The organism is Staphylococcus sp. HGB0015 (assembly GCF_000411275.1).
Lineage (GTDB): Bacteria > Bacillota > Bacilli > Staphylococcales > Staphylococcaceae > Staphylococcus > Staphylococcus schleiferi.
On record NZ_KE150417.1, the window covers coordinates 887,590 to 910,376 of the forward strand.

Sequence of the window (22,787 nt, forward strand, 5' to 3'; positions counted from 1 at the left end):
TACTGTCTATTCTTGAAATTCAAGCGGTTTTGGACGACGTTTCATTTTAAGGAGTTGGGAAATGACATAAATGAGAATGCCAGTCCAAATAAAACAGAATGTGATAAACTGATCCATATTAAATGGCTCTTTAAATACAAAAATACCCAGTATAAAAATAAGTGTCGGCCCAATATATTGAATAAAACCCATAAGTGATAGTGGAATACGAATCGCGCCCTCTGAAAAAGCAAGAAGCGGTATCGCGGTTACTGCGCCTGAAAAAAGGAGCCAAAATGATGACATATTGATTCCGACACTTAACCCTGACGTTTGTCCAAGATATATGAGATAGATCAACGCCATTGGTGCAGTTGCTAATGACTCAATCGTAATACTACTTACTGCAGGCATAGGCACTAATTTTTTGAGCAGGCCGTATATGCCGAATGAAAAAGCTAAAAGTAAAGAAATGACTGGAAATTCCCCTACTTTGATTGTCATATAAACGACACCTATAGCAGCAAAGAGAATTGCAAGCCACTCTAAACGATTAAAACGTTCTTTAAAAAAGATCATTGCCAGTAAAATACTGACTAGCGGATTAATGTAATAACCTAAACTTGTTTGTAGCACATAACCAGAGTTAACTGCAAAGATGAATGTCCCCCAGTTCACTGCTACAACGTATCCCGCTAATATAATGATAAAAAGTTTGAGTGGTTTAGCTATTAAATTTGAAAAATCTTGATAGACTTGCTTTTGTTGGCCTATTAACGGAATTAAAATAACCATAAATATGAGTGATAATACAATACGAAACATTAACGTTTCAGTCGCATCTATCCCACGAATTAATGTCCAATAGAGTGGGAGTGTTCCCCACATGACATAAGATATTACTGAATAAAAAATCCCACGTTTAAACGCCTGATCTTGATACAAATCAGTCCCTCTTTTCTAAAAAAGTTTTCATGAATTGCTTATTCACTTTTATTTGCCCAATATTGATAATAAGTCGTTTCGATATAGCCATTAAAAAGTTTACGTCGTTTTGTTGCTTTACGATTAACTAAATGTTCGAATGCTTTATGGCTTGTCATAATATACAGTGAAAGTTGAGGATTTTGATGCAATAATGTACCTAAATAGCGATACATAGCTTCTACTTCATCGCGGTCACCAATACGTTCACCATAAGGCGGGTTCCCTATTAGCCCGATTGGCCCTTCATGCGCTATTGTTAAAGTGTTGACGTCTTTAACTTCAAATTTGATGATATCGCCAACCCCTACTTCATCAGCATTTCGTTTTGCGATTTCAACCATTTTAGGGTCAATATCTGAAGCATAGATTTCTATTTCTTTATCATAATCAGCCTGTTGATCTGCTTCATCTCTCAGTTGATCAAAGAGTCCATCAGGAATTATATCCCACTGTTCTGAAACAAATGAGCGATTAAAGCCAGGTGCAATATTTTGGGCGATTAAACAAGCTTCTATTGCGATAGTTCCAGAACCACAAAATGGGTCGATTAATGGTGTATCGCCTTTCCAGTTTGCAAGTTTAACTAAACTCGCGGCTAACGTTTCTTTAATCGGCGCTTCACCTTGAGCGAGTCGATAACCGCGTTTGTTAAGTCCAGAACCAGATGTATCAATTGTTAAAAGAACACGGTCTTTTAAAATATTGACTTCTACAGGATATTTCGCGCCGCTTTCGTCTAACCAGCCTGACACTTCGTATGCTTTTTTAAGTCTTTCTACAATTGCTTTTTTAGTAATGGCTTGGACATCTGGTACGCTATGTAACGTCGATTTTAAGCTACGACCTTGTACTGGAAACTGTCCATTTTCAGAAATATAGTTTTCCCAAGGAAGATTTTTAGTTTGTTCAAATAAATCGTCAAAAGTTTTTGCTTCAAACTGACCGATAATTAATTTGACACGATCTGCTGTACGCAACCATAGATTGGCTTTAATTAATGCAGATGCATCACCTTGAAAGTAAATGCGTCCATTTTCAACGCGCGTTTCGTATCCTAACTCTTGTACTTCTTTGGCAACAATCGATTCAAGCCCCATTGGACATACTGCTAATAATTGATACACAATCATTCTCCTAACATACATATTTGGAATTAAACTGCCTATAAAATATCAAGTCCTTCCCCGGCATGTAAGGAAGGCTAGAATTGTAAAGAAACTGACTTACATGTATACGTGATTAAGTCAAGGGTCCTTAATTTCTGAAATAACATTATGATTCATGGCAAGACGCGTCCTATAAAACCTCTAATTTTTTGGACGCTTTCCTTCTCCAACTCAGCAAGTTAAAAATTTTAAAAATTTAATCGTCACTTTTAGGGATGCGATTGATTTTTAACTATTATTTTGTAAACCATTGAAAAAATATTTTCAGTGAATTTTTTAACACAATTTTATTTTAACACACGATTAAGCTGCTTCATTTATTTTTTGCATAAATGAAGGGCTGGAACTCGATGTCCCAGCCCGAACTAGTTGAGATATTTCTATAAGCCATGTTCTGTACTATTGTACTCATTACGTGCACTAGCAGCACTGGTACGCCAGTTGTAATCATCTGTCTGAAAGGGATATTACCTTTCCTCGTCTATACGTTGAATTTCGTTAGACAAGTGCTCCTACCAAATTTGGATTGCTCACTCGAGGGGTTTACCGCGTTCCACCTTTATTATTTCTAATAAAGCTACGTCACTGTGGCACTTTCAAACTAATATAACCATATCTAATGACTTAGGTTAGTTCATTGCCGTCAATATCATTGATATTGCCTTGACTTATTGTTTCATCAAGCACGAACACTACAGTCATCTCAGACTGTGTGAGCATGGACTTTCCTCTATATGTAAACCATATAGCGATTACACGAAATATCCTTAAAAATTATAGCATTTTTAATCTCAAAAGCAATGACTATTTTCCAAAGACCGCTTTTTCTAAATTAGAAATACGTTTTAATATGTCTACGTTATTGCTTTGAGTTGAACTTTGGTTAGCGAAACTCTTATTATCTTGAGGTCTACTTGAAGCAACACGAATACGTAGATCTTCAATTTCTTTTTTCAGCTTGTGATTTTCTTCTGATAATTTAATCACTTCATTATTTAGGTCTGCCATTTTTTGATAATCAGCGATGATATCGTCTAAAAATGCATCAACCTCTTCTGGTCTGTACCCACGTACCATCGTTTTTTCAAAATCTTTTTCATAAATGTCTTTTGCTGAAAGCTTTAACGAAACATCTGACATTTGTTCCACCTCATTTGATTTAAATTTCTTCTGACCATTGTAAATCATTGATAAAGCTCATAATTTCGTCAAACGTCACAATATCACAAGTATAGTTTGTTTTTTCAACAAAATCAACTAACTTCTGTTTGAAGAACTTAGGGCTTGCCTCTTGTTCATCATCATAAATTAAGACTGTGACATCCGTATGGTCCAACATAAATTGATCTGCAGCTTGAAATTGAAAAGGGCCTTGATAAGCAGATTGGTAAATACTATTAACATAGTCGCTCTCTGCTATGATTTGTTGGTACTGTAATTGGTTAGCCTCATTCCATTTAGAGCTATGATCTAAAAAAGGCGTAATGACACCGAGTTTCAACTCTGGGTATTCCTTTTTAAGTTCAATGACACATTCTGCAGCCCACATTTCAATTCCCAACTGTCCTTGTATTAATACCCATTCAAGCCCCTCTTCAATGTATTGAATGAGTTTTTGAGTAATAAATTTTTTTAAATAGGTCACTTCTTTCGCTTGGGAATCAAAGATTTGAAGTTCATATGATTTATAACCTGTAATATACATCGTTTTATACATCTTTATGACCCCCGTTTTGAATGAGATAATTCAAGTCGTGTTGAACCGCTTTAAATCGATCTATAAATATTTTTTTACTTGTTGTGGATTGGTGACAGCTGATAGCAAGCTCTGAAATAAGTGATTGCATACGCACAAATTTTTGACGATTAAAATATGGAAGATCTTGAATTTGATTCTCATACAAATTTAAAGATGCTACATCTTGATCGACTTGTGCAACAAAAGGTGCAATGTCTTCGTAAAATTCAAATGGGTGCCCTTCCCTAGCCTGTTGATAACGCAAAGAGATATGGTTCAAGTCATCAAGAAGTTTTTCGATTGCAGATTGCATAAGTGGTATCACCTCATGTTAGATTACTTCGATTTTATCATATTCAAATTCAAAGTTTTAACCAGATATGTTTAGGGGTAACGGTCAAGACCTATCTATGTTACAATAATGACAGTTTATGAATCGTTTTTTTGATTTATAAAACGCCTATCCTATCATGTTTAATAGGACAGCAAACATGGACTGTAGGTGAAAAAATGAATTATCCAAATGGTAAGCCTTTCAAACCAAGTCGGACTCAAGACGGAAGCCCTGTGCGTCATAGTTCTAGTAAAATAAAATACGGTGGCCGTGGGATGACATTAGAAAATGACATTGAACGTTCTAATCAGTTCTATTTGAGAACGAATAAAGCTGTGATACACAAGAAACCGACACCTGTGCAAATTGTTCAAGTCGATTATCCTAAGCGGAGTCAAGCTGTAATAAAAGAGGCTTATTTTAGAACGCCTTCAACCACTGACTATAATGGTGTTTATAAAGGCTTTTATATCGACTTTGAAGCGAAAGAAACAAAAAATAAAACGTCCTTTCCATTACAAAACATTCATGAACATCAAGTGAAACATATGGAGCAAGTTGTGGCGCATGGCGGTATTGCATTTTTGTTATTTCGTTTTAAAGGAATCGATGAAGTCTATCTTTTACCGTTTAAGCGATTTATTCCATTTTGGGAGCGTTACATAAAAAATGGAAAAAAATCAATTAAGGTTGAAGAAATTCAAGAAAATGGTTACTATATTCCTTATCAGTATCAACCCAGATTAGATTACCTCAATGCAGTTGATAAGTTGATATTAGATGAAAGTGAGGACCGATTATGACGGAAAAGAAAGGGACTTCTAGTCACGCCAACAAGAAGTCCGGTCAAAAAAAGAATAAAAATATTAAGCGTACGATTATTAAGGTGCTGAGCTTTTTAGTTCTAGCATTTGTCATTTTAGCGTTATTAGCTGTTTTGCTTTTTGCTTACTATGCGTGGAAAGCTCCAGCTTTTAACGAATCAAAATTACAAGATCCGAGTCCGGCGAAAATTTATGATAAAGATGGCGATTTAGTCAAGACGCTTGATAATGGTGCAAGACGTGAACATGTTGATTTAAAAGATGTTCCAGATACGATGAAAGATGCTGTACTTGCTACTGAAGATAACCGTTTTTATGATCATGGTGCGATAGACTATAAACGTCTGTTCGGCGCTGTACTTAAAAATGTATCTGGTGGTTTTGGTTCACAAGGTGCTTCAACTTTAACGCAACAAGTTGTTAAACGAACATTTTTGACTGACCAAAAATCTATCGAACGTAAAGCGCAAGAAGCATATTTATCTTATCGTCTTGAGCAAGAATACTCTAAAGATGAGATCTTCCAAATGTACTTGAATAAAATTTATTATTCTGATGGTGTTTATGGCGTTAAAGCCGCAGCAAAATACTATTTCAATAAAGACTTGAAAGATCTTAATTTAGCAGAATCTGCTTATCTTGCTGGTTTGCCACAAGTTCCAAACACATACAATTTGTACGATCATCCTAAAGAAGCTGAAAAACGTAAAGACACAGTGCTTTATTTAATGGCTTATCACCACCGTATTACTGAAAAGCAAAAGAAAGAAGCACAAGATACGCCAATTACAGCGAACTTAGTTAAACGTTCAGCTGAAGAGCGTCAAGTTAAACCGGATGATGATTCACAACAATACAATTCTTACGTCAATTTTGTGAAGCAGGAATTAATGGGTAACCCTGAATTTAAAAATGAAAATTTAGCAGATTTATTAAATAGCGGTATTAAGATTTATACGTATATGGATAAAGATGCTCAAAAATCTTTACAAAGTCATATTGATAATGGCGGCTATTATAAAAATGATGATCAGCTCGTCGGTTCAACAATTGTAGACAGTAAAACAGGTGCCCTTGCAGCTATTTCTGGTGGTAGAGATTATAAAGATGTTGTTCAGCGTAACCAAGCGACTGACGCACACCCTACAGGCTCTACATTGAAACCATTCTTAGCTTATGGTCCAGCTATCGAAAATTTACAATGGGCGACAAACCATTCTATCCAAGATGAGCAGTCGTACAACATTGACGGTGGTACATTCCGAAACTATGATCAGAAGAGTCACGGTACAGTTTCGATTTATGATGCATTACGTCAAAGTTTTAACATTCCAGCTTTAAAAACTTGGCAACAAGTAAAAGAACAAGCAGGAAGTAAAGCACCAACTGATTTTGCGAAAAAAGTAGGACTCGAATATGAAAATTCAAATATTGGTCCATCTGAAGTTCTAGGTGGTTCATCTTCTGAATTCTCACCTACGCAACTCGCTTCAGCTTATGCTTCATTTGCTAATGGAGGAACTTATAATAAAGCACACTCTATTAAGAAAGTTGTAGAGGCAAATGGCGATACAGTTGAATTTGATCATACAAGTCATAAAGCGATGAGTGATTATACGGCTTATATGATAACTGAAATTTTAAAAGGTACGTTTGAAGCTTATGGTTCAGCTTATGGTAACAGTGTTTCAGGTGTCCACATGGCAGCTAAAACAGGTACAGGCACATATGGTCAAGAAGCGTATCAACAATATAACTTACCTGACTCAGCCGCTAAAGACGTCTGGATTACAGGTTTCTCACCTAAATACACAATGTCAGTATGGATGGGCTTTGACAAAGTTAAGCAATATGGTGAAAACTCATTCGTCGGTAGTAGTGAACAAAAATATCCTCAACTTCTATTTAAAGATGTCATGAGTGAAATTAGTCCACACGATGGTGAAGATTTCAAACGCCCTGATTCTGTAAGTGGTAGCGGTAAAAGTTTATATGTATCAAAATCACCGGATGGCCATACAACAAGTAACTTTACAGAGTCAAGCGGAGGTTCTAACTCCAATTCGACATCTGGATCAAGTGATAGCAACAATGAAAGTCAGAATTTGAATAACGGTAACCGTCCACAACAACAAGGTAACAATAACTCAAATAATAATGGTGGTTTTTTCGGTCATCTTTTTAACCGATAAATCATACAAATATCCCAGTTTACTCAATGCGAGAAAACTGGGATATTTTTTGTCTTTGATTGATGTTTGAAATCATTGTATGAAGATGAAGAAGAGTCATTCAATGTGATGTCGCGCACGATAAGCGGCATACATTTTAATCAGTTCTGATTTGAGTGTTTTCATTTGTTGGTAGCCCATATAGTGATGCTTTCTTTCTTCAATATATGCAAGTCGATCAACAATATTAAACGGAACGATTGTGAGTGTATCCAAATCAAGTTGTGCTAATGAAGTAGGTTCGACTTGGTTAATTGCGTAAAAATAGTCCATTAACAATGAGTAATATTGATTAAGTAATGGTTTGGCCTGTACACTGCCAATTTGACGACTTTTGGCGAATTGATCTAATTCTTTTTCTAAAGTAGTCATTTGATTTAATTGTTCCATCAACTAGTGCCCTCCTGCTGCTTTAAGTGATGCACGATAACGCTTTTGACCTTCTCGACAATCATCAAATAATGGACAAACACCACATTTCGGTTTTTTAGCTAGACAATGATAGCGACCGAAGAAGATAAGTTGGTGGTGGCTCTTTGTCCAGCGTTCTTTTGGAATGATTGACGTTAATCGGCGTTCAACTTCAGTTACATTATCTTTCCATCTACAAATGCCTAAACGTTTAGATACGCGTTCAACATGCGTATCTACTGCAAGTGCAGGTTCACCAAATGCGACACTCATCACTACGTTTGCCGTTTTGTGACCGACTCCAGCAAGACTTTCTAGTTCAGCAAGTGTATGTGGAACTTCCCCATCGAATTGATCAAGTAAAGATCGACTTAATTTTTGTATATTTTTTGCTTTGTTTCGATAAAGTCCAATCGAACGAATATCTTGTTGTAATTCCTCTAAATCAACAGCTAAATAATCTTCTGGAGTATGATATTTTTGAAATAATGAATGCGTAACTTTATTGACGGTATTATCTGTACATTGCGCTGATAATAGAACCGCAATGGTCAACTCGAAAGGATTATCATGAACTAACTCGCACTCTGCATTGGGAAACATTTGATTAATCACATCAATCATTTCAAGTGCTTTCTTTTTACTTATCAAAAGGATTCTCTCCTTTCAACCAATTAAATTTTGGAAGGTTTTCTATTTTTTTAACAGGTTGTTGAGATTGAGATTGCTTTTTAAATTTTGCACGAATCGGTTGCGTATCTTCTACGGTAGTCACATTATTTTTTTGCCAATTTAATAAAATTCTATCTACGTACTTTAATGATGTCTTCTGATGTGCAAGGGCCTCGTTCAGTGCAGCATCAATAATTTTAATGTCATAGTGATCAACATCTAGCCATTGATTAATATGTTCTATTTCTAAAGGCGATAACGGACGTCCGAATTCAGTTTCTATGCGATGAAACAATTGTTTAAAAGCCTCTGCTTGAGATGTAGATTGCGTTGTTTGTTCAACTTGTGATAATACTTGCGAAAATTGTTCATAGAACCCTTCTAAGTTGATATATTCAGTGAATTTACCTTCTGCGTTTTTCTCAACTCTCATTTCTAACAAACCGAGCTGAATGAGCTTTTGAATGATGGTTGTCACTTCGAACGCTTTCATAGTTGTCCCTTTTTTTAACGTATCTATAGAAGGTTGTTCATTCGAGTGCTCGTAAGCATGCAAAATTTTAAGGAGTATCACTAAGTCATTCTCATTCAAACCTAAGTCATGATAATGCTCAAGGAGTTCATATCGAATCACAACAGGTCTAATTTGAAGTTCACGTGCATTCATACCATTTCCCCCTCACTATATTTAAATGAAGTCCGCACTGATCTATCAAACATGAGCGATAAAAAAAGAGTGAGTGAGAAACCTCTCAAAAACAGGTTTCATCATCTCACCCCGAACGAGGTTGAGACCTTTATCACATGGGGATGATAAGTGAAAATAACGTACTGACTTATCATGCAAGACAACTGATCGTTGAATTCATCCATGTGCGCCCAACTTCAATTCGATTGTTAATTAAGGATATAAACGGTTTAATAAACGTGGGAATGGTGAAGTTTCACGAACATGTTCTACTCCTGAAATCCATGCCACAGTACGTTCAAGACCAAGACCAAAACCACTATGTGGCACACTACCATATTTACGTAAATCAAGATAATATTGATAGCTTTCGGCATCGAGATGGTGCGCTTCAATGCGTGCTTCTAATAAATCAATATCATTGATACGTTCAGAACCACCAATGATTTCACCGTAGCCTTCTGGAGCGATTAAATCAGCGCAAAGGACAGTCTCTTCATTTTCAGGGTTCGGTTGCATATAAAATGGTTTGATTTTAGTTGGATAGTTAACGATAAATACGGGTAAATCATAATGATTTGCGATAGCTGTTTCGTGTGGCGCACCGAAATCATCGCCCCACTCAATGTCGTTAAAACCTTCTTCATGTAAAAATTTAATCGCATCATCATAAGAAATACGTGGGAATGGCGTTTGAACTTTTTCTAATTTAGAAGTATCACGACCAAGTGCTTTTAATTCGATTTTACAATTTTCGAGTACTGATTTGACGATAAAAGCAACATAAGCTTCTTGCACTTCTAAACTCTCTTGGTGTGTTGTAAATGCCATTTCAGGTTCAATCATCCAAAACTCAATTAAATGTCTTCTTGTTTTAGATTTTTCAGCTCTAAATGTTGGCCCAAATGAGAACACTTTACCATGCGCCATCGCTGCAGCTTCCATATAAAGTTGTCCACTTTGTGATAAAAACGCATCTTCATCAAAGTATTTTGTATGAAATAATTCGCTTGTCCCTTCTGGTGCACTCGCAGTTAAAATTGGTGGGTCAATTTTTGTAAAGCCGTTATTATTGAAAAATTCATATGTTGCTCGAATAATTTCATTACGAATTTTCATCACAGCGTGTTGTTTTTTAGAACGTAACCATAAATGACGGTGATCCATTAAAAATTCTGTGCCGTGATTTTTAGGTGTAATAGGATAATCATGAGCATCATGGATAACTTCAATTTTTTTCACTTGCATTTCATAACCTAAATCTGAACGTTGATCTTCAGTAATTTCACCTGTTACATAAAGTGAAGACTCTTGTGTTATAGATTTTGCAAGTTGAAATGTTTCTTCATCTACTTCTGCTTTTACTACAACACCTTGCATAAAGCCTGTGCCGTCACGTAACTGAAGAAATGCAATTTTACCGCTTGAACGCTTGTTTGCTAACCAAGCGCCTATTGTTACTTCTTGGCCAATCTTATTTTTTGCTTCTTTAATCGTTGTTTTCATAACCATTCTCCTATTTATTAATACTGTTACTATTTTAACAAAAGTAGTTACGAACTTCTACCTAATGACTAATCTGTCGAATCATTCGATTGCATTCGATTGAGTAATCGTTCAAATTGCTGAATATTACCTTGATGTTGTTTGTAATGCGTTAATGTATTTTGGAAAAATTGTTTATATTGACTATGGATAAGTCGATTATCAAAAGATACAATGACGCCTTTATCTTTTTCGTTCCGTAAAAGACGACCCAGTCCTTGTCTAAATCGCAAAACAGCTTCTGGTAACACATAATCCTTGAAGACATTATCAAACTCATTTGCAAGTAGCATAGGCTTCGTTGCATGTTGATTCATAAATGGTAATTTAGCAATCATGACACATTTAATTCCTTCTGCTTGATAATCGAATCCTTCAAAAAATGTGCTTGTTCCTAATAAAATCGCTTTATCAAAATGATTAAATTGTTGGGCAATTTTATAATTTTGATTTTGCTGTTGCGTTAAAATCACATAATCTTCAAATTCAACCATTTGGTTTAAATAATCCATAACCGTATATAACATTTTATAACTAGTAAATAATATTAGACATTTTCCTTCAACTGTGGTCACATATCGCGCGATATAATCGACAATGGTTTGGATATATTCATCTTGGTTTTGATAATTGTAGCGCTTAATATCTTTTGGAATAAAGATATGACCATTCGGTTGAAATGTTTGTTGGGATTGAATTTGATAGGTTTGAAATGATGTTTCATCCTCAAACCACTTTTTAAAAGTTTTAAATGACTGATTAAAAGTTAAGGTTCCGGATACGAACGAAATAGAGTCAAATTTATTGAGTATCTTCTCTGATAATAGATGCTTCACAGAATGATCTTTAATATGAATTTTGATAGTTGACTTTTGTTGTAAATTTTTGAGCGATAGATAAGCCATATGTCCATCTTTTAAACCATTCTCAATGTGCCGTAATTGATCGACAATATAAAGTAAATGTTTGCGCATCGTCTTAATCACTTTATGTTTCATACTGTTAAAGTTTTCGAGTGTTAAATTAATTTGCGAAATAAAGTGATGTAATGATGGTATCAATACATTAACATCAATATCATAAACATAAAACAGTTTTGATGTTTCGTCGTCATAAATGTGTGCATTATGGACCATCTCAAACAATGTTTCAAAGAACTGTTCGTTCATATCATGTATTGCGTTAATATCTTGTTTAATGTTAAAGACGTCTATTGGCGGAATATCTAATTTTTCGAGTATTCGTTGTTGCTCCAACTGATCAATTTGTTTGAGTAACTTCTCGTTTTCTGTTTTACCAATGAGTCCTAGTTGATATTTAATGTCTGAATAGCCAAAAGCACGCATGGCACAATCAATCGCATAATCAGGCAATCGATGGGCTTCATCGATGATACAATGATTAAACAATTGATAGATCGTATGGTCTGGTGAAGAATATAATAAATGTGCGTGATTTGTAATACCAATTTGAATTTTCGAAGCATTCGTCCGTATGTGGTTATAATAATGAATATCTTTACGAATCGGCACATAAGTTTCAACTTTTTGCTCAAAATACATTTTTTGTCCACCACGTAGATTGAGTTCTTCTATATCACCCGTATGTGTCTCTAAAATCCAAATTAATAACTGCATCTTAAGTAAATTTACATCATAATTCGATGTTTCATCTTTTAACACTTGACTGATAAGTCCTAGTGAAATATAGTCTTGCTTACTTTTGATCAGTGTTGCGTTAATCGTACTATTTAGAGCATCGTTCAACATCGGAATATCATGAGATAAAAGCTGATTTTGTAACATTTTAGTATTAGTCGAAATCATTACATGCTCGCCTGTTTCGATATAATACATTAATGCAGCAATCAAATAAGCTAAAGATTTACCGCTTCCTGTGTTTGCTTCAATCAAGGCTTTATCATTATGCATCAATTGATCAAAAACGACTTGTGCCATATAAAGCTGCTCTTCTCTATACTGATATCCACAATGATTGATAATTAATTGATATAGGTCATTTAAGTCCCCTTCAAACTTTAATGTCGCTTCATGAAATTCCGGTTGTGGTTTATAAAAAATCTGCTCAAATTGTTGTAACTGCTTTTGTTCTAATGAAGGTTGATGTAATCGAACCAATTCGAAAAAATAGTCATCCAAGTTATATTTGAGTTGTTTGCTTAAATAGTAAAGCTGCTTTTTAGTATTGAGCGGGAGTGTTTCAAATTTATCAAAGGCTAAAATCATAATTCGTGCTGTCGTCCGGGCATCTTCATCCGCGCGATGTGCGTTAGTTAAAGGCACACCTAAAGATTCTGACAGCTCTGTCAATTGATAGCTTTTTTCGGTAGGAAAAGCCACCTTAAAAAGCTCTAAAGTATCGATCACTTTCTTTGGTTGATAATGAATATGACACTTTTTAAAAGAACGTTTCAAAAAATTCAAATCAAAATTCACATTATGTGCTACAAATATACAATCTTTTATTTTTGAATATATTTCTTTTGCGACTTCATGAAAATAAGGCGCTTGTTGTAACATTTCTTCTTCTATTGAGGTTAAAGCTTGAATAAATGTCGGGATTTGAATATCTGTTTTTATCATTGAATGATAACTATCAATAATTTGTTTGTCTTGTACAAATGTAATACCAATTTGTATGATTTCATCATAATTTGTTTGGTTGCCAGTCGTTTCAAGGTCGATGACGGCATAACAAGGCGATTGCGCCATATAAAAGGTGCCTCCTTTCTCTGTTTGTCGTTTATAATTCGATGTCAGCACTCATTAATCTGTGAAGATCACCTTGACGATCAACGACATGTAAAAAGCCTTGGTCATCAATTTCAACGACTTTACCATAAAACTGCTGTGATCCTTCTGTAAAACGCAATTGCTTATTCCATATATTTGAATGTGCAATGTATTCCTCTTTGATTGCAGTGAATGGCTCATTTAAAAATTGTAAATAACGTTGCTCAATATTACGCATGAGTACCTTCAAAAAGTCATAACGATTGATGTCTTGACCGCTATGTATTTTAAGGCTTGTTGCTGTATGATTTAAACTTGGGTCAAAGTCTGAATCTTCATGATTAATATTAATACCTATACCACAAATGACCGCTTCTATACCATCTGCATTGGCAATCATTTCAGTTAAAAAGCCACAGACTTTTTGAGTTCCAATATAGATGTCATTGGGCCATTTGATTTGAACTTGATCTGTGAGATAAGTTTGTATCGTTTCACAGATTGCAAGAGAAATAAATAAATTAAATGTTGTCAGCATTGAAAAAGAAATTTCTGGGCGTAAAACGACAGACATCCATAACCCTTTCTCTTTTGGAGATTGCCAAACGCGTTTGAACCGCCCTTTTCCCGCAGTTTGCGCATCGCTCAAAATCAACATAGTCCCATCAAAATCAACAATCGATTTTTTGGCAATTTGTTGTGTGGAATCGACCGTCGCATAACATTCGAATTTCTCTATAAATGTAGAATCTTTAAATAGCCCATTTAAGACGCCTTCGTGCCATTGTGTTGGAAGTTCATTTAGTTTATGTCCACGATTATGGACAGAATCGATTGAAATGCCTTCTAACTTAAGTTGATCAATTGTTTTTTTAACAGTCATTCTCGAAATATTCAGTTTTTCCGCAATGGTTTGGCCAGAGATATAGTCAGGTCTTGCTTCGGTAAGTAATTCCAATATAGTTTCACGATATTTCGACATGTTCTTTCACCCATTCAATAATTTCTTCTTGTTGATTCCCCAGTTGGCCTTTAATGATCGCACATTCAACTTCTCGCAAGGCTTTTTTAAGCCAAGGTCCACCTTTTAAATGAAGTGCATCCATTAAAATAGCGCCATTAATAGCCATAGACTGACGATCCTTTATCGGAAGTTCGTCCCATACTGTTCGAAGGGTGCCTTCATTATAAACTAAAGGGGATGGTAATGAGATTTGGTTTGCTAGCCATATTTCCTTTAAACGTAGAAGTTCAAGTGATAAATCCAAACCAAAATCATAAACAAATAATTTTAATGCATTTTTGGTCTCTATCGATTGACTTGTGTTTATCGCTTTGACCATTGCTGAGACCGAATGGTTCTGAGCTTTGCTAAGTTTCAACGATTTTAGAGTGGCTTCCCCATTTTTTAACAGAATCAGTGCTAAAAATGCTTCCAATGTAAGTGGTGTAACAATTTTCAAAGAAGACATATTCATATCTTTGAATAAAGGGATATATTGCCAAATGTTCAAAGCTTGTAGTAAAGGGAATGTCTCAGCAACAAAAGAACCGTTAAGTAATTTTGTAAGTTCTGCGATGATACGCTCAATTGATAAAAATTGTATATCTGATAATCGTTTTTGCATCGCATCATACGTTTGTGATTCGATATGGAATCCTAACTGTGACTTGAAGCGGAGTGCACGTAAGATTCTTAAAGCATCTTCATTAAATCGTGTCTCAGCGTCGCCTACAGTTCGAATCAATCGCTGCTGAATATCTTGTTCACCGTTAAAGTAATCATAACGTTGAAAAGAAATATCCATAGCAATAGCGTTCATTGTGAAGTCACGTCTTTCAACGTCTCGATATAAATCACGTACAAAATAAACCTCAGAAGGCCGTCTATGTTCAATATAAGTACCTTCAGCTCTAAAAGTCGTCACTTCATAATTTTCTTTATTCCATACGATATTGATTGTGCCGTGATCTTTACCTATAGGTATCGTATGTTCAAAAAGTGATTCGATTTCATCAGGTGTCGCACTTGTTGTAATGTCAACGTCATGTATAGAGCGATTCATAATGTAATCTCGTACTGAGCCACCAACGAAATACGCTTCATAACCATTTTCGGTGAGACGATCTATAATGGGTTGAGCGACTTCAAATTGAATACGATTCATGAATTAAAGTTCTCCTAACATTTGTTTATAATAATATTCATACTGATCTGCGATATTCTGAGAATGGAAGCGTGTCTCAACATCTTTTAGCATACGTTGTTGCATTGTTTGATAAAGTTCTGGATCTTTTAATAATTTTAATGCATAATGTGCAGCTGTATCACTATCTCCTATGTCTACAAGATAGCCTGTTTTTTCATGTTGAATTACTTCTTGAATACCACCTGCATAAGTTCCTATTGGAATAACACCCGTTTTCATTGCTTCTAATAAGGTTAAACCAAAGCTTTCTTTTTCACTCATTAATAACACAATATCTGCAATTTGATAGAAATTACTCATACAATCTTGCTTGCCTAAAAATAGCACTTCATCGGATAAGCCGAGTTCACGTACTTTCATTCGCATATCTAATAATTCTGGTCCGTCCCCGATTAATAATAATTTAGCTTTTATTTGTTTTCTAACTTTACTAAATGTGTCGATGATGGTGTCAATGCGTTTCACTTGTCGAAAGTTTGAAACATGAATTAAAACTTTTTCATCTTGTTCAATATGATAGCTTTCTTTAAAAGATGGATTATATCTTGTTGGAAACTCTGATTCTCGCACAAAATTATAGATAGGAATAATTTCTTTATTCGGCGCAATAATCTCATTTGTTTGTGCTTTAAGTGATTGACTTACACTTGTCACGACATCACTTTGTTCAATACCAAATTTTATCGCATTTCTTAACGAATGATCGTATCCTAAAACAGTGATATCTGTTCCATGTAAAGTTGTCATGATTTTAATATCTTTACCCGACATTTGTCTTGCTAAAATACCACAAATGGCATGAGGGATAGCATAATGCATATGTAATACATCTAAATCATACTCATTAATGACGTTCGCAATTTTTGTACTTAACGAAATATCATAAGGTGGGTATTGAAAAACAGAATACTGATTGACATCAACCTGATGAAAGGTAATGTTAGGAATCGGCTTTGTAAGTCGAAAAGGCATATTAGAAGTAATAAAATGAACCTCGTGGCCACGCTCGGCCATTAATATACCTAATTCCGTTGCAATCACACCTGAGCCTCCCACAGATGGATAACAAGTAATTCCAATTTTCATCGTCAATAATCTCCTTTATGATTTTCTTTCAAAACGATTTTTATCACGTGTATTAAATTTTTGCATCGTTTGATTAAAACTATCCGTCATATCAATATTTAAAGAATTAGCTAAACAAAGTAATACAAATAGATTATCGCCTAGCTCTGCTTCAATTGTATTATCAGCTTCACTCTCTTTTTTCTTCTTTTCACCATGAAAATGATTGATTTCACGTGCAAGTTCCCCGACTTCTTCTGTTAAGCGTGCCAAATTTGCAAGCGGAGAAAAATAACCTGTTTTAAATTGTGATATATATGTATCAACTTCTTTTTGCATTTCAGAGAGTGATTTGGTCATTTGATGACTTCCTTTCTAAATTCATTCTCTTTTATCTTACATGAAATGAATCGATTTGGGCAATCTATCAAGCTCATTCTCTTTTAAGAATCAACTCAATACGATTTACATGAAATTAAAATGAGTGATTCACTATGCACCATGCATCATGATTTAAAAACAGGTGATTTGAGATTGATGTTATTCCAACTCCCATTCATGGCATAACATTGCTTTATAGCATAAAAAAGAGTTGGAGCAATTTCTCCAACTCTTTTTGCATTCTATTTTATTGATCTGATGAACGCGCGATTAAAATAAATCGTAATAGCTCAGCGACTGCGACTGCTGTTGCTGCCACATAAGTCATAGCTGCAGCTCTTAAAACGCGTCCAGCGTGTTTATATTCTTTTTCATTTACAATGTTTAACTTTTGAATCTGATTCATAGCACGTTTACTTGCATCAAATTCAACTGGCAATGTCACTATTGAAAATAATACAGCAAAAGCCATTAAGAAAATCCCAATCCATAAAGCAGTTGAACCAATTGCCATTTGTAATCCGGTTAACACAATTCCAGCCATAATGAAAATATATGACAATGAACTTCCTAGGTTAGCAACTGGTACTAATGCAGAACGGAATCGTAAAAAGAAGTAACCTTGATAGTCTTGAATCGCGTGTCCGACTTCGTGTGCAGCAATTGCAGTTCCGGCTACGCTAGGTCGACTATAGTTGGCAGGTGACAAAACGACTACCTTATTTTTAGGGTCATAATGGTCAGTTAGAAATCCTTGACCTTCTTTTACTTCCACATCATAAATGCCATTCGCATGTAAAATTTCTAATGCGACTTCTCTTCCCGTCTTGCCACTTGTCGATCTAACTTGAGAATATTTTTCATAGTTAGATTTAACTTGGTGTTGTGCATACATTGGGAGGATCATAAGTATTACAAAATAAATAATTAAAGACATTAAAGACATTATGCTCACTCCTTTAGACTATATTTTACGTGGTACTTCAAATAGGGTCAATCTTTTTACCTTGTCTTGTAAAATAAATCAAAAACAAAATGGAAATGACTGAAAGCCAAAACGAAATGTAACCTATTTGTGTTTCATACTGTGAGAGTCCTCCATATACTGGATATTGATGGAAGACATAATCAATGACATCATTATGAAAGACCCAAATGATACTGACAATCATGCTACATTCGGTAAATTTAAAGAGGGGTAAAAATAAAAAGGCTTGAATTGCCATGATAGCATGCATCATCAGCAGTACAACACCCATCACATAAATCGTTTGGTCATGCACAAATAGAATGATATTCATCAAGACGGCCCAAACACCATATTTAATTAAAGTTACAAAAGCAAGCGCATCGATAACGGCACTCTTTTTATTAACATACAATAGGATAAGTGACACTACTAAAAAAAGTGTTGCTGTTGGACTATCCGGAACAAACGGCCAAAAATACCAAGGTGTCGTAGCCAATCTGGGTTGATACCAAATATAGCCATAAATTGTACCTAAAATATTAAATAAAATGAGGAATAAATATGGCGCTCGATTGTAAATTAACATATTTTGGATTTGCGTCCATAGCATGGTGTCACCTCTCTTAATTAAATGAATTTGACCGTATTAGTCATTCATGTGGCGTAGTTCTAATAAGTTCAAAACGTTTGAAAAATGATGAAAAGCCTCTACATCGTTCATGTTAAGGCTTAAATCGATTTGTGATTGAATAGTGTGAATTAACTGATGCTCAATATTTTTAGATAATTCAATGGTATACATATCTTTTAAGTAATCATGGTTATTGTAAGAAGTAATGATTTGATGTAATAATAGGTGATCCATTCTCTTATCGCGTTGGGATGTATGTCCAAAATGGATTTTTATATCAATAATCCCATCGTGCTGCACGATATTGTGAAAAATCTCGTTTGAATTCATTAAAATCGTATGTGTATCATGATACTTAATTGCAACAAACGGGGCATCTTCAGTTGCAATTTCAAGCGTGGGATGCCCCTGTACAATATGATCAACAAAATGAATGCGTTCGAGTCTTTCGCTATTAGCTCTGATAAGGTTTAAGAGCCAAACGCTAATTCTTGATTTAAATTGATAATGAAATAGCAGATAATCAATAAAGTTTCTTTTTTCGTAATTTAAATGCACTTCATACATGAATCATCACCTTACATTAAACGTTCTTGTTCTTCAATCCATGTTGCATTACCTTTATCTTTCTCAATAAGTGTTTCGAGTATTCCTTTTGCTTGATCTGTCTGACCGACTTCGATGAGATAATAATAGTAATCTTTTAAGAAGTCGATATTTTCTTTATACGTGTCGAAAGCGAGTTCATAAAAATGCTGCGCTTCTTTATCACGTTCTTCTTCTCCAAATGCATATGCCAATTGCCATACAAATTGAGGATCCATATCTTCTTCATTGACGAATTGCACCAACTCAATAATCGCTTCATACTCTTCTTCTTTTCTAAATAAGTCTGCAAGCATCAATAAAGGTTCTTGATAACTTGGGTCAACTTCAAGGGCTTGTTTTAACAATTCGACACCTTCGTTTTGGTCACCATGTTCAATTTGTAGTGCGCCTGTACTATACATTAATTCTTTATAAAATTGGTTGAGTCGTAACCCCTCTTGGCCAATCTCAATGGCATCTGCAAAACTTTTTTCATTTTCATATAATTGTTGTAAATAATAATACCCTTGAATGAAATCCGGATCTTTTTGCAATAAAGTTTTCATGAGTTTAATCGCTTCATGCGTTAAATCATTTTTTTCATAAGCAATTGCTTTTTTCAAGTAGTCTTCAGAATGAAGCTCTTTTTCGTTGATTTCATCAAACCAACGCAATGCATCGGTATAATTACCGCTTTGAAGGCTACTGTCGGCTAATCTAGAAAACAAATTGATACCATTGATTTCATATTCACCACTTTCAAGAACAGTGTCATATTCTCGCGAAGCACGTAAATATTGCCCGTCGAAATAAAGAAGCTCCGCAAGCGCAAAATGTATAATCGGATCCGCAGGTTGCATATCAATCGCTTGTTGTACTTTTTCTATTGCGATATCGACCATACTGATTTGTTGATATAAATCTGCTTCTAACATTAAACGTTCGGGAGTAAGTGGGACTTCGTTTAAATATTCTAAAGCTTCGTCTGTATGATTTTCGGAAATCAATCCATCAATAAAATAAATTAGTACTTCATCTTCATCGGGATACTTCATATAAAGTGTTCTAAAAACTTCAAGACCTTGAGGTGTTAGACCAAAATTGTACAGTGTCTCACCTAAAACGAACAACGCATCATCATCGTCAGATTCCAATGCTTGTTGTACTCGAGAATCAAGCTGATTTAATTTTTGTAGATTGATATCATCGATTAATTTGTAGATGTCTTGCATACTATCCCTCATTTTCTAATTGTTTTAACATAGGTAAGAACCCCGGGAAAGATACGTTTACACTTTCAAATTGATGAATATGTACAGATTGTTCAGTGAGTAATGAAGCAACTGCTAGCATCATACCGATTCTATGATCCGTATGGCTATCGAGATCTGAAAGTCTAGAAACTGTTGAAGGCTCAATGATAAGTCCATCTTCTGTCGGTTTTAATTTTAAGCCAAGTTTACTCAGTTCATTTGCTGTCGTATCAATTCGATTGGTTTCTTTTACCTTTAATTCTTCAGCATCTTTTATGATACTTGAACTTGCAGCTTGTGTACAGAGTAATGCAATCACTGGCAATTCATCAATACAACGTGGGATAAGTGAACCGCCAATTTCAATCCCTTTTAAATGAGGTGTATATTGTACACGAAGGGTCGCTGTAGGCTCAGGTCCGTCCGTTTGTTGCGTTAATGTAAGGCAGCCTCCCATTTTTTGTACAATTTCAATGATGCCATCACGTGTAGGATTGATTCCTACATTGTGTATCGTAATATCACTATTCGGTGTTATTAAGGCAGCAACAATAAGAAAAGCGGCCGAAGAGATGTCACCTGGAACATAAAAATCTCGCGCAACAATGTGGTCAATCCCTCTCGGGGGTAATGTCACTGTTAATTGATTTGTTTCAACAGGAATCTGATAATGGGCAAACATTGTTTCTGTGTGATTACGAGACATTTCTATTTCGTGTATAACGGTTTCTTCATTGGCAAACAAACCCGCTAATAAAATAGCACTTTTAACTTGCGCACTTGCAACAGGCATTTGATAATCTATGCCTCGAACTTGACTTGGCATTACAATGAGTGGTGTATAGTTTTCATCAACACCACTCATGTTGATATTCATCTTTTGAAGAGGTTGTAAGATACGATTCATGGGTCTTTTTGCAATCGATGCATCACCTGAAAGCACACTTCTTAACCCCATCCCGCCAAATAATCCTGCTAATAGTCTCGTTGTTGTACCTGAATTACCTGTATATAAACATTGACGGGGTGTTTTAAAATCTTGATACCCTGGTGAATCAATCACTATTTTTTCTGATGTGATAGTCATCTTGACCCCTAGTTTTTCAAATATTTTAGCTGTACGTAAACAATCTTCACCTAACAGAGGTTGATAGATGACTGACTTTCCTTTCGCTAAAGAAGCAAAAATGATTGCACGGTGTGTCATTGATTTGTCTCCGGGGACCGTGATTTCCCCTTTTAGAGGACCTTTTAATGTTATGGTTTGCATTTAATTCACCTCTTTGTGGAGTTGCTTAAGTTGCGTAAATGCTTGATGTAAAATGTTATGATTCACATGGACTGCAATAGGACTGCCGATGTCTTTTAGTAAAACCATGCGTACACCATCAGCGTCATTTTTTTTATCATGTAACATCAACGCATATAACGGTTCAAATTGAAACGACGCGATGATTTCCAACGGATAACCTAATGATTTGAAGTAACGATAATAGTGTTGAAGATTAAACGAAGTGTTGAATAAAATATTTGATACGATAAATTGATATAATATACCAATCATAACGGCATAACCATGTGGGAGTCGATGGTGATATTCCACTGCGTGTCCAAAAGTATGACCTAAATTTAAAAACTGCCGTTGTCCCTTTTCTTTCTCATCTTCAACGACAATTTGTAATTTTGTTTGGATCCCTTGAATTAAGTATGTTTCGATTTGTTTTAAAGATTTGAGCTCTACTTGACTCGGATATTGATTTTCTAATGCTTTTGTTGCATTTTCATTTCTCAATAAAGCATGCTTATAAACTTCAGCATAGCCACTTAATATTTCATTTTCAGGTAATGTCTCTAAAAAGTCTAAATCATATAGCACTGCTTTTGGCCGGTGAAATGCGCCTACTAAATTTTTACCTTGCTTTGTATTAATGCCGACCTTACCTCCGATACTTGAATCGTGTGCCAAAAGTGTCGTAGGAACTTGTATAAAATCTACGCCTCTCAAAAGTGTAGCAGCTAAAAAGCCCACAAAATCTCCTGTAGCGCCACCTCCAATAGCAACAAGACAGGTATTTCGAGTGGGATGATATGATAATAATAACTCTAAGTACTCTTCATAATATGAGAAATATTTGACTTGCTCTCCTGATGGAATCGTGATACACGTCATCGCTTGAGCGGTCACAAGTTGATCGATTTTACTTTTCCAGAGTTGATATACCGATGCATCTACGAAGACGAAAGTGTGCTGATAACTCGAAGTGAATTCGGTTAGCTTGTTTAAGGATGAATGTGCGACAATAATAAGATAATTATTTTGTGCGTATGTGGTTGTAAATTCCAATGTCGATCACCTATTCT

Annotated in this window: 22 protein-coding genes and 1 other RNA gene; 2 read left to right on the forward strand and 21 right to left on the reverse strand. The window is 35.2% G+C overall.

From position 1 onward, the window contains the following. Positions 1-6: 6 nt before the first annotated feature. The 6 genes from rarD to HMPREF1208_RS04090 all read right to left on the reverse strand — a co-directional run bounded on the left by rarD (position 7) and on the right by HMPREF1208_RS04090 (position 4,183). Positions 7-924 carry an EamA family transporter RarD gene (rarD, locus tag HMPREF1208_RS04070; RefSeq protein WP_016425084.1) on the reverse strand — a complete coding sequence of 306 codons (918 nt, stop codon included), beginning with the start codon at positions 922-924 and terminating at the stop codon, positions 7-9. A gap of 38 nt (positions 925-962) precedes the next feature. Beyond that, positions 963-2,090 carry a THUMP domain-containing class I SAM-dependent RNA methyltransferase gene (locus HMPREF1208_RS04075; protein ID WP_016425085.1) on the reverse strand — a complete coding sequence of 376 codons (1,128 nt, stop codon included), beginning with the start codon at positions 2,088-2,090 and terminating at the stop codon, positions 963-965. 420 nt (positions 2,091-2,510) lie between these two features. Further along, positions 2,511-2,896: RNase P RNA component class B (rnpB, locus tag HMPREF1208_RS11765), an RNA gene on the reverse strand. A gap of 40 nt (positions 2,897-2,936) precedes the next feature. Beyond that, on the reverse strand, positions 2,937-3,272 hold the full coding sequence (gpsB, locus tag HMPREF1208_RS04080) for a cell division regulator GpsB (protein WP_016425087.1): 336 nt from the start codon (positions 3,270-3,272) through the stop codon (positions 2,937-2,939). Positions 3,273-3,291: 19 nt separating this feature from the next. Continuing rightward, the gene (locus HMPREF1208_RS04085) at positions 3,292-3,849 is read right to left on the reverse strand and encodes a DUF1273 domain-containing protein (RefSeq protein ID WP_016425088.1); all 558 of its coding nucleotides are present in this window, start codon (positions 3,847-3,849) and stop codon (positions 3,292-3,294) included. Then, positions 3,842-4,183 carry a DUF1798 family protein gene (locus HMPREF1208_RS04090; protein WP_016425089.1) on the reverse strand — a complete coding sequence of 114 codons (342 nt, stop codon included), beginning with the start codon at positions 4,181-4,183 and terminating at the stop codon, positions 3,842-3,844. Before HMPREF1208_RS04090 ends, HMPREF1208_RS04085 begins: the two co-directional genes overlap by 8 nt. Before the next feature lie 197 nt (positions 4,184-4,380). On the opposite strand from HMPREF1208_RS04090, the gene recU reads away from it, so the two are divergent. Beyond that, positions 4,381-5,007 carry a Holliday junction resolvase RecU gene (gene recU / locus HMPREF1208_RS04095; protein WP_016425090.1) on the forward strand — a complete coding sequence of 209 codons (627 nt, stop codon included), beginning with the start codon at positions 4,381-4,383 and terminating at the stop codon, positions 5,005-5,007. Continuing rightward, positions 5,004-7,220, forward strand: coding sequence for a transglycosylase domain-containing protein (locus HMPREF1208_RS04100; protein WP_016425091.1), 2,217 nt, complete (start codon positions 5,004-5,006; stop codon positions 7,218-7,220). The genes recU and HMPREF1208_RS04100 overlap by 4 nt, the downstream gene beginning before the upstream one ends. 96 nt (positions 7,221-7,316) lie before the next feature. Here HMPREF1208_RS04100 and HMPREF1208_RS04105 read toward each other — a convergent pair whose 3' ends face one another. The 15 genes from HMPREF1208_RS04105 to aroB form a co-directional block, all read right to left on the reverse strand. Continuing rightward, the gene (locus HMPREF1208_RS04105) at positions 7,317-7,649 is read right to left on the reverse strand and encodes a YpoC family protein (RefSeq protein WP_016425092.1); all 333 of its coding nucleotides are present in this window, start codon (positions 7,647-7,649) and stop codon (positions 7,317-7,319) included. A 3-nt stretch (positions 7,650-7,652) separates the two neighbouring features. Next, positions 7,653-8,321 carry an endonuclease III gene (gene nth / locus HMPREF1208_RS04110; RefSeq protein WP_016425093.1) on the reverse strand — a complete coding sequence of 223 codons (669 nt, stop codon included), beginning with the start codon at positions 8,319-8,321 and terminating at the stop codon, positions 7,653-7,655. Next, entirely contained in the window at positions 8,311-9,009 is a 699-nt protein-coding gene (locus tag HMPREF1208_RS04115; RefSeq protein WP_016425094.1) for a DnaD domain-containing protein, read from the reverse strand. The genes nth and HMPREF1208_RS04115 overlap by 11 nt, the downstream gene beginning before the upstream one ends. A 234-nt stretch (positions 9,010-9,243) precedes the next feature. After that, entirely contained in the window at positions 9,244-10,536 is a 1,293-nt protein-coding gene (gene asnS, locus HMPREF1208_RS04120; protein WP_016425095.1) for an asparagine--tRNA ligase, read from the reverse strand. Between the two features lie 68 nt (positions 10,537-10,604). Next, a complete protein-coding gene (locus HMPREF1208_RS04125) occupies positions 10,605-13,307 on the reverse strand; it encodes a helicase C-terminal domain-containing protein (protein WP_016425096.1) in 2,703 nt (900 codons plus the stop codon). Positions 13,308-13,338: 31 nt separating this feature from the next. Then, entirely contained in the window at positions 13,339-14,310 is a 972-nt protein-coding gene (locus HMPREF1208_RS04130) for a biotin--[acetyl-CoA-carboxylase] ligase (protein ID WP_016425097.1), read from the reverse strand. Then, positions 14,294-15,496, reverse strand: coding sequence for a CCA tRNA nucleotidyltransferase (locus HMPREF1208_RS04135; RefSeq protein ID WP_016425098.1), 1,203 nt, complete (start codon positions 15,494-15,496; stop codon positions 14,294-14,296). Before HMPREF1208_RS04135 ends, HMPREF1208_RS04130 begins: the two co-directional genes overlap by 17 nt. Before the next feature lie 3 nt (positions 15,497-15,499). Further along, positions 15,500-16,624, reverse strand: a complete 1,125-nt coding sequence (gene bshA, locus HMPREF1208_RS04140) for an N-acetyl-alpha-D-glucosaminyl L-malate synthase BshA (protein WP_016425099.1) — start codon at positions 16,622-16,624, stop codon at positions 15,500-15,502. A gap of 15 nt (positions 16,625-16,639) precedes the next feature. Further along, positions 16,640-16,963: a nucleotide pyrophosphohydrolase gene (locus HMPREF1208_RS04145; RefSeq protein ID WP_016425100.1), complete on the reverse strand. Its 324-nt coding sequence runs from the start codon at positions 16,961-16,963 to the stop codon at positions 16,640-16,642. Positions 16,964-17,231: 268 nt separating this feature from the next. After that, complete coding sequence (locus HMPREF1208_RS04150) at positions 17,232-17,930, reverse strand: zinc metallopeptidase (RefSeq protein ID WP_016425101.1); 699 nt, start codon at positions 17,928-17,930, stop codon at positions 17,232-17,234. A gap of 37 nt (positions 17,931-17,967) precedes the next feature. Further along, a complete protein-coding gene (locus tag HMPREF1208_RS04155; RefSeq protein WP_016425102.1) occupies positions 17,968-18,564 on the reverse strand; it encodes a DUF1405 domain-containing protein in 597 nt (198 codons plus the stop codon). A gap of 36 nt (positions 18,565-18,600) precedes the next feature. Further along, positions 18,601-19,152, reverse strand: coding sequence for a YpiB family protein (locus HMPREF1208_RS04160; protein ID WP_016425103.1), 552 nt, complete (start codon positions 19,150-19,152; stop codon positions 18,601-18,603). 11 nt (positions 19,153-19,163) lie between these two features. Continuing rightward, a complete protein-coding gene (locus HMPREF1208_RS04165; protein ID WP_016425104.1) occupies positions 19,164-20,405 on the reverse strand; it encodes a tetratricopeptide repeat protein in 1,242 nt (413 codons plus the stop codon). 1 nt (position 20,406) lies between these two features. Next, positions 20,407-21,696, reverse strand: coding sequence for a 3-phosphoshikimate 1-carboxyvinyltransferase (aroA, locus tag HMPREF1208_RS04170; RefSeq protein ID WP_016425105.1), 1,290 nt, complete (start codon positions 21,694-21,696; stop codon positions 20,407-20,409). After that, entirely contained in the window at positions 21,697-22,770 is a 1,074-nt protein-coding gene (gene aroB / locus HMPREF1208_RS04175; RefSeq protein ID WP_016425106.1) for a 3-dehydroquinate synthase, read from the reverse strand. Between the last annotated feature and the right edge of the window lie 17 nt (positions 22,771-22,787).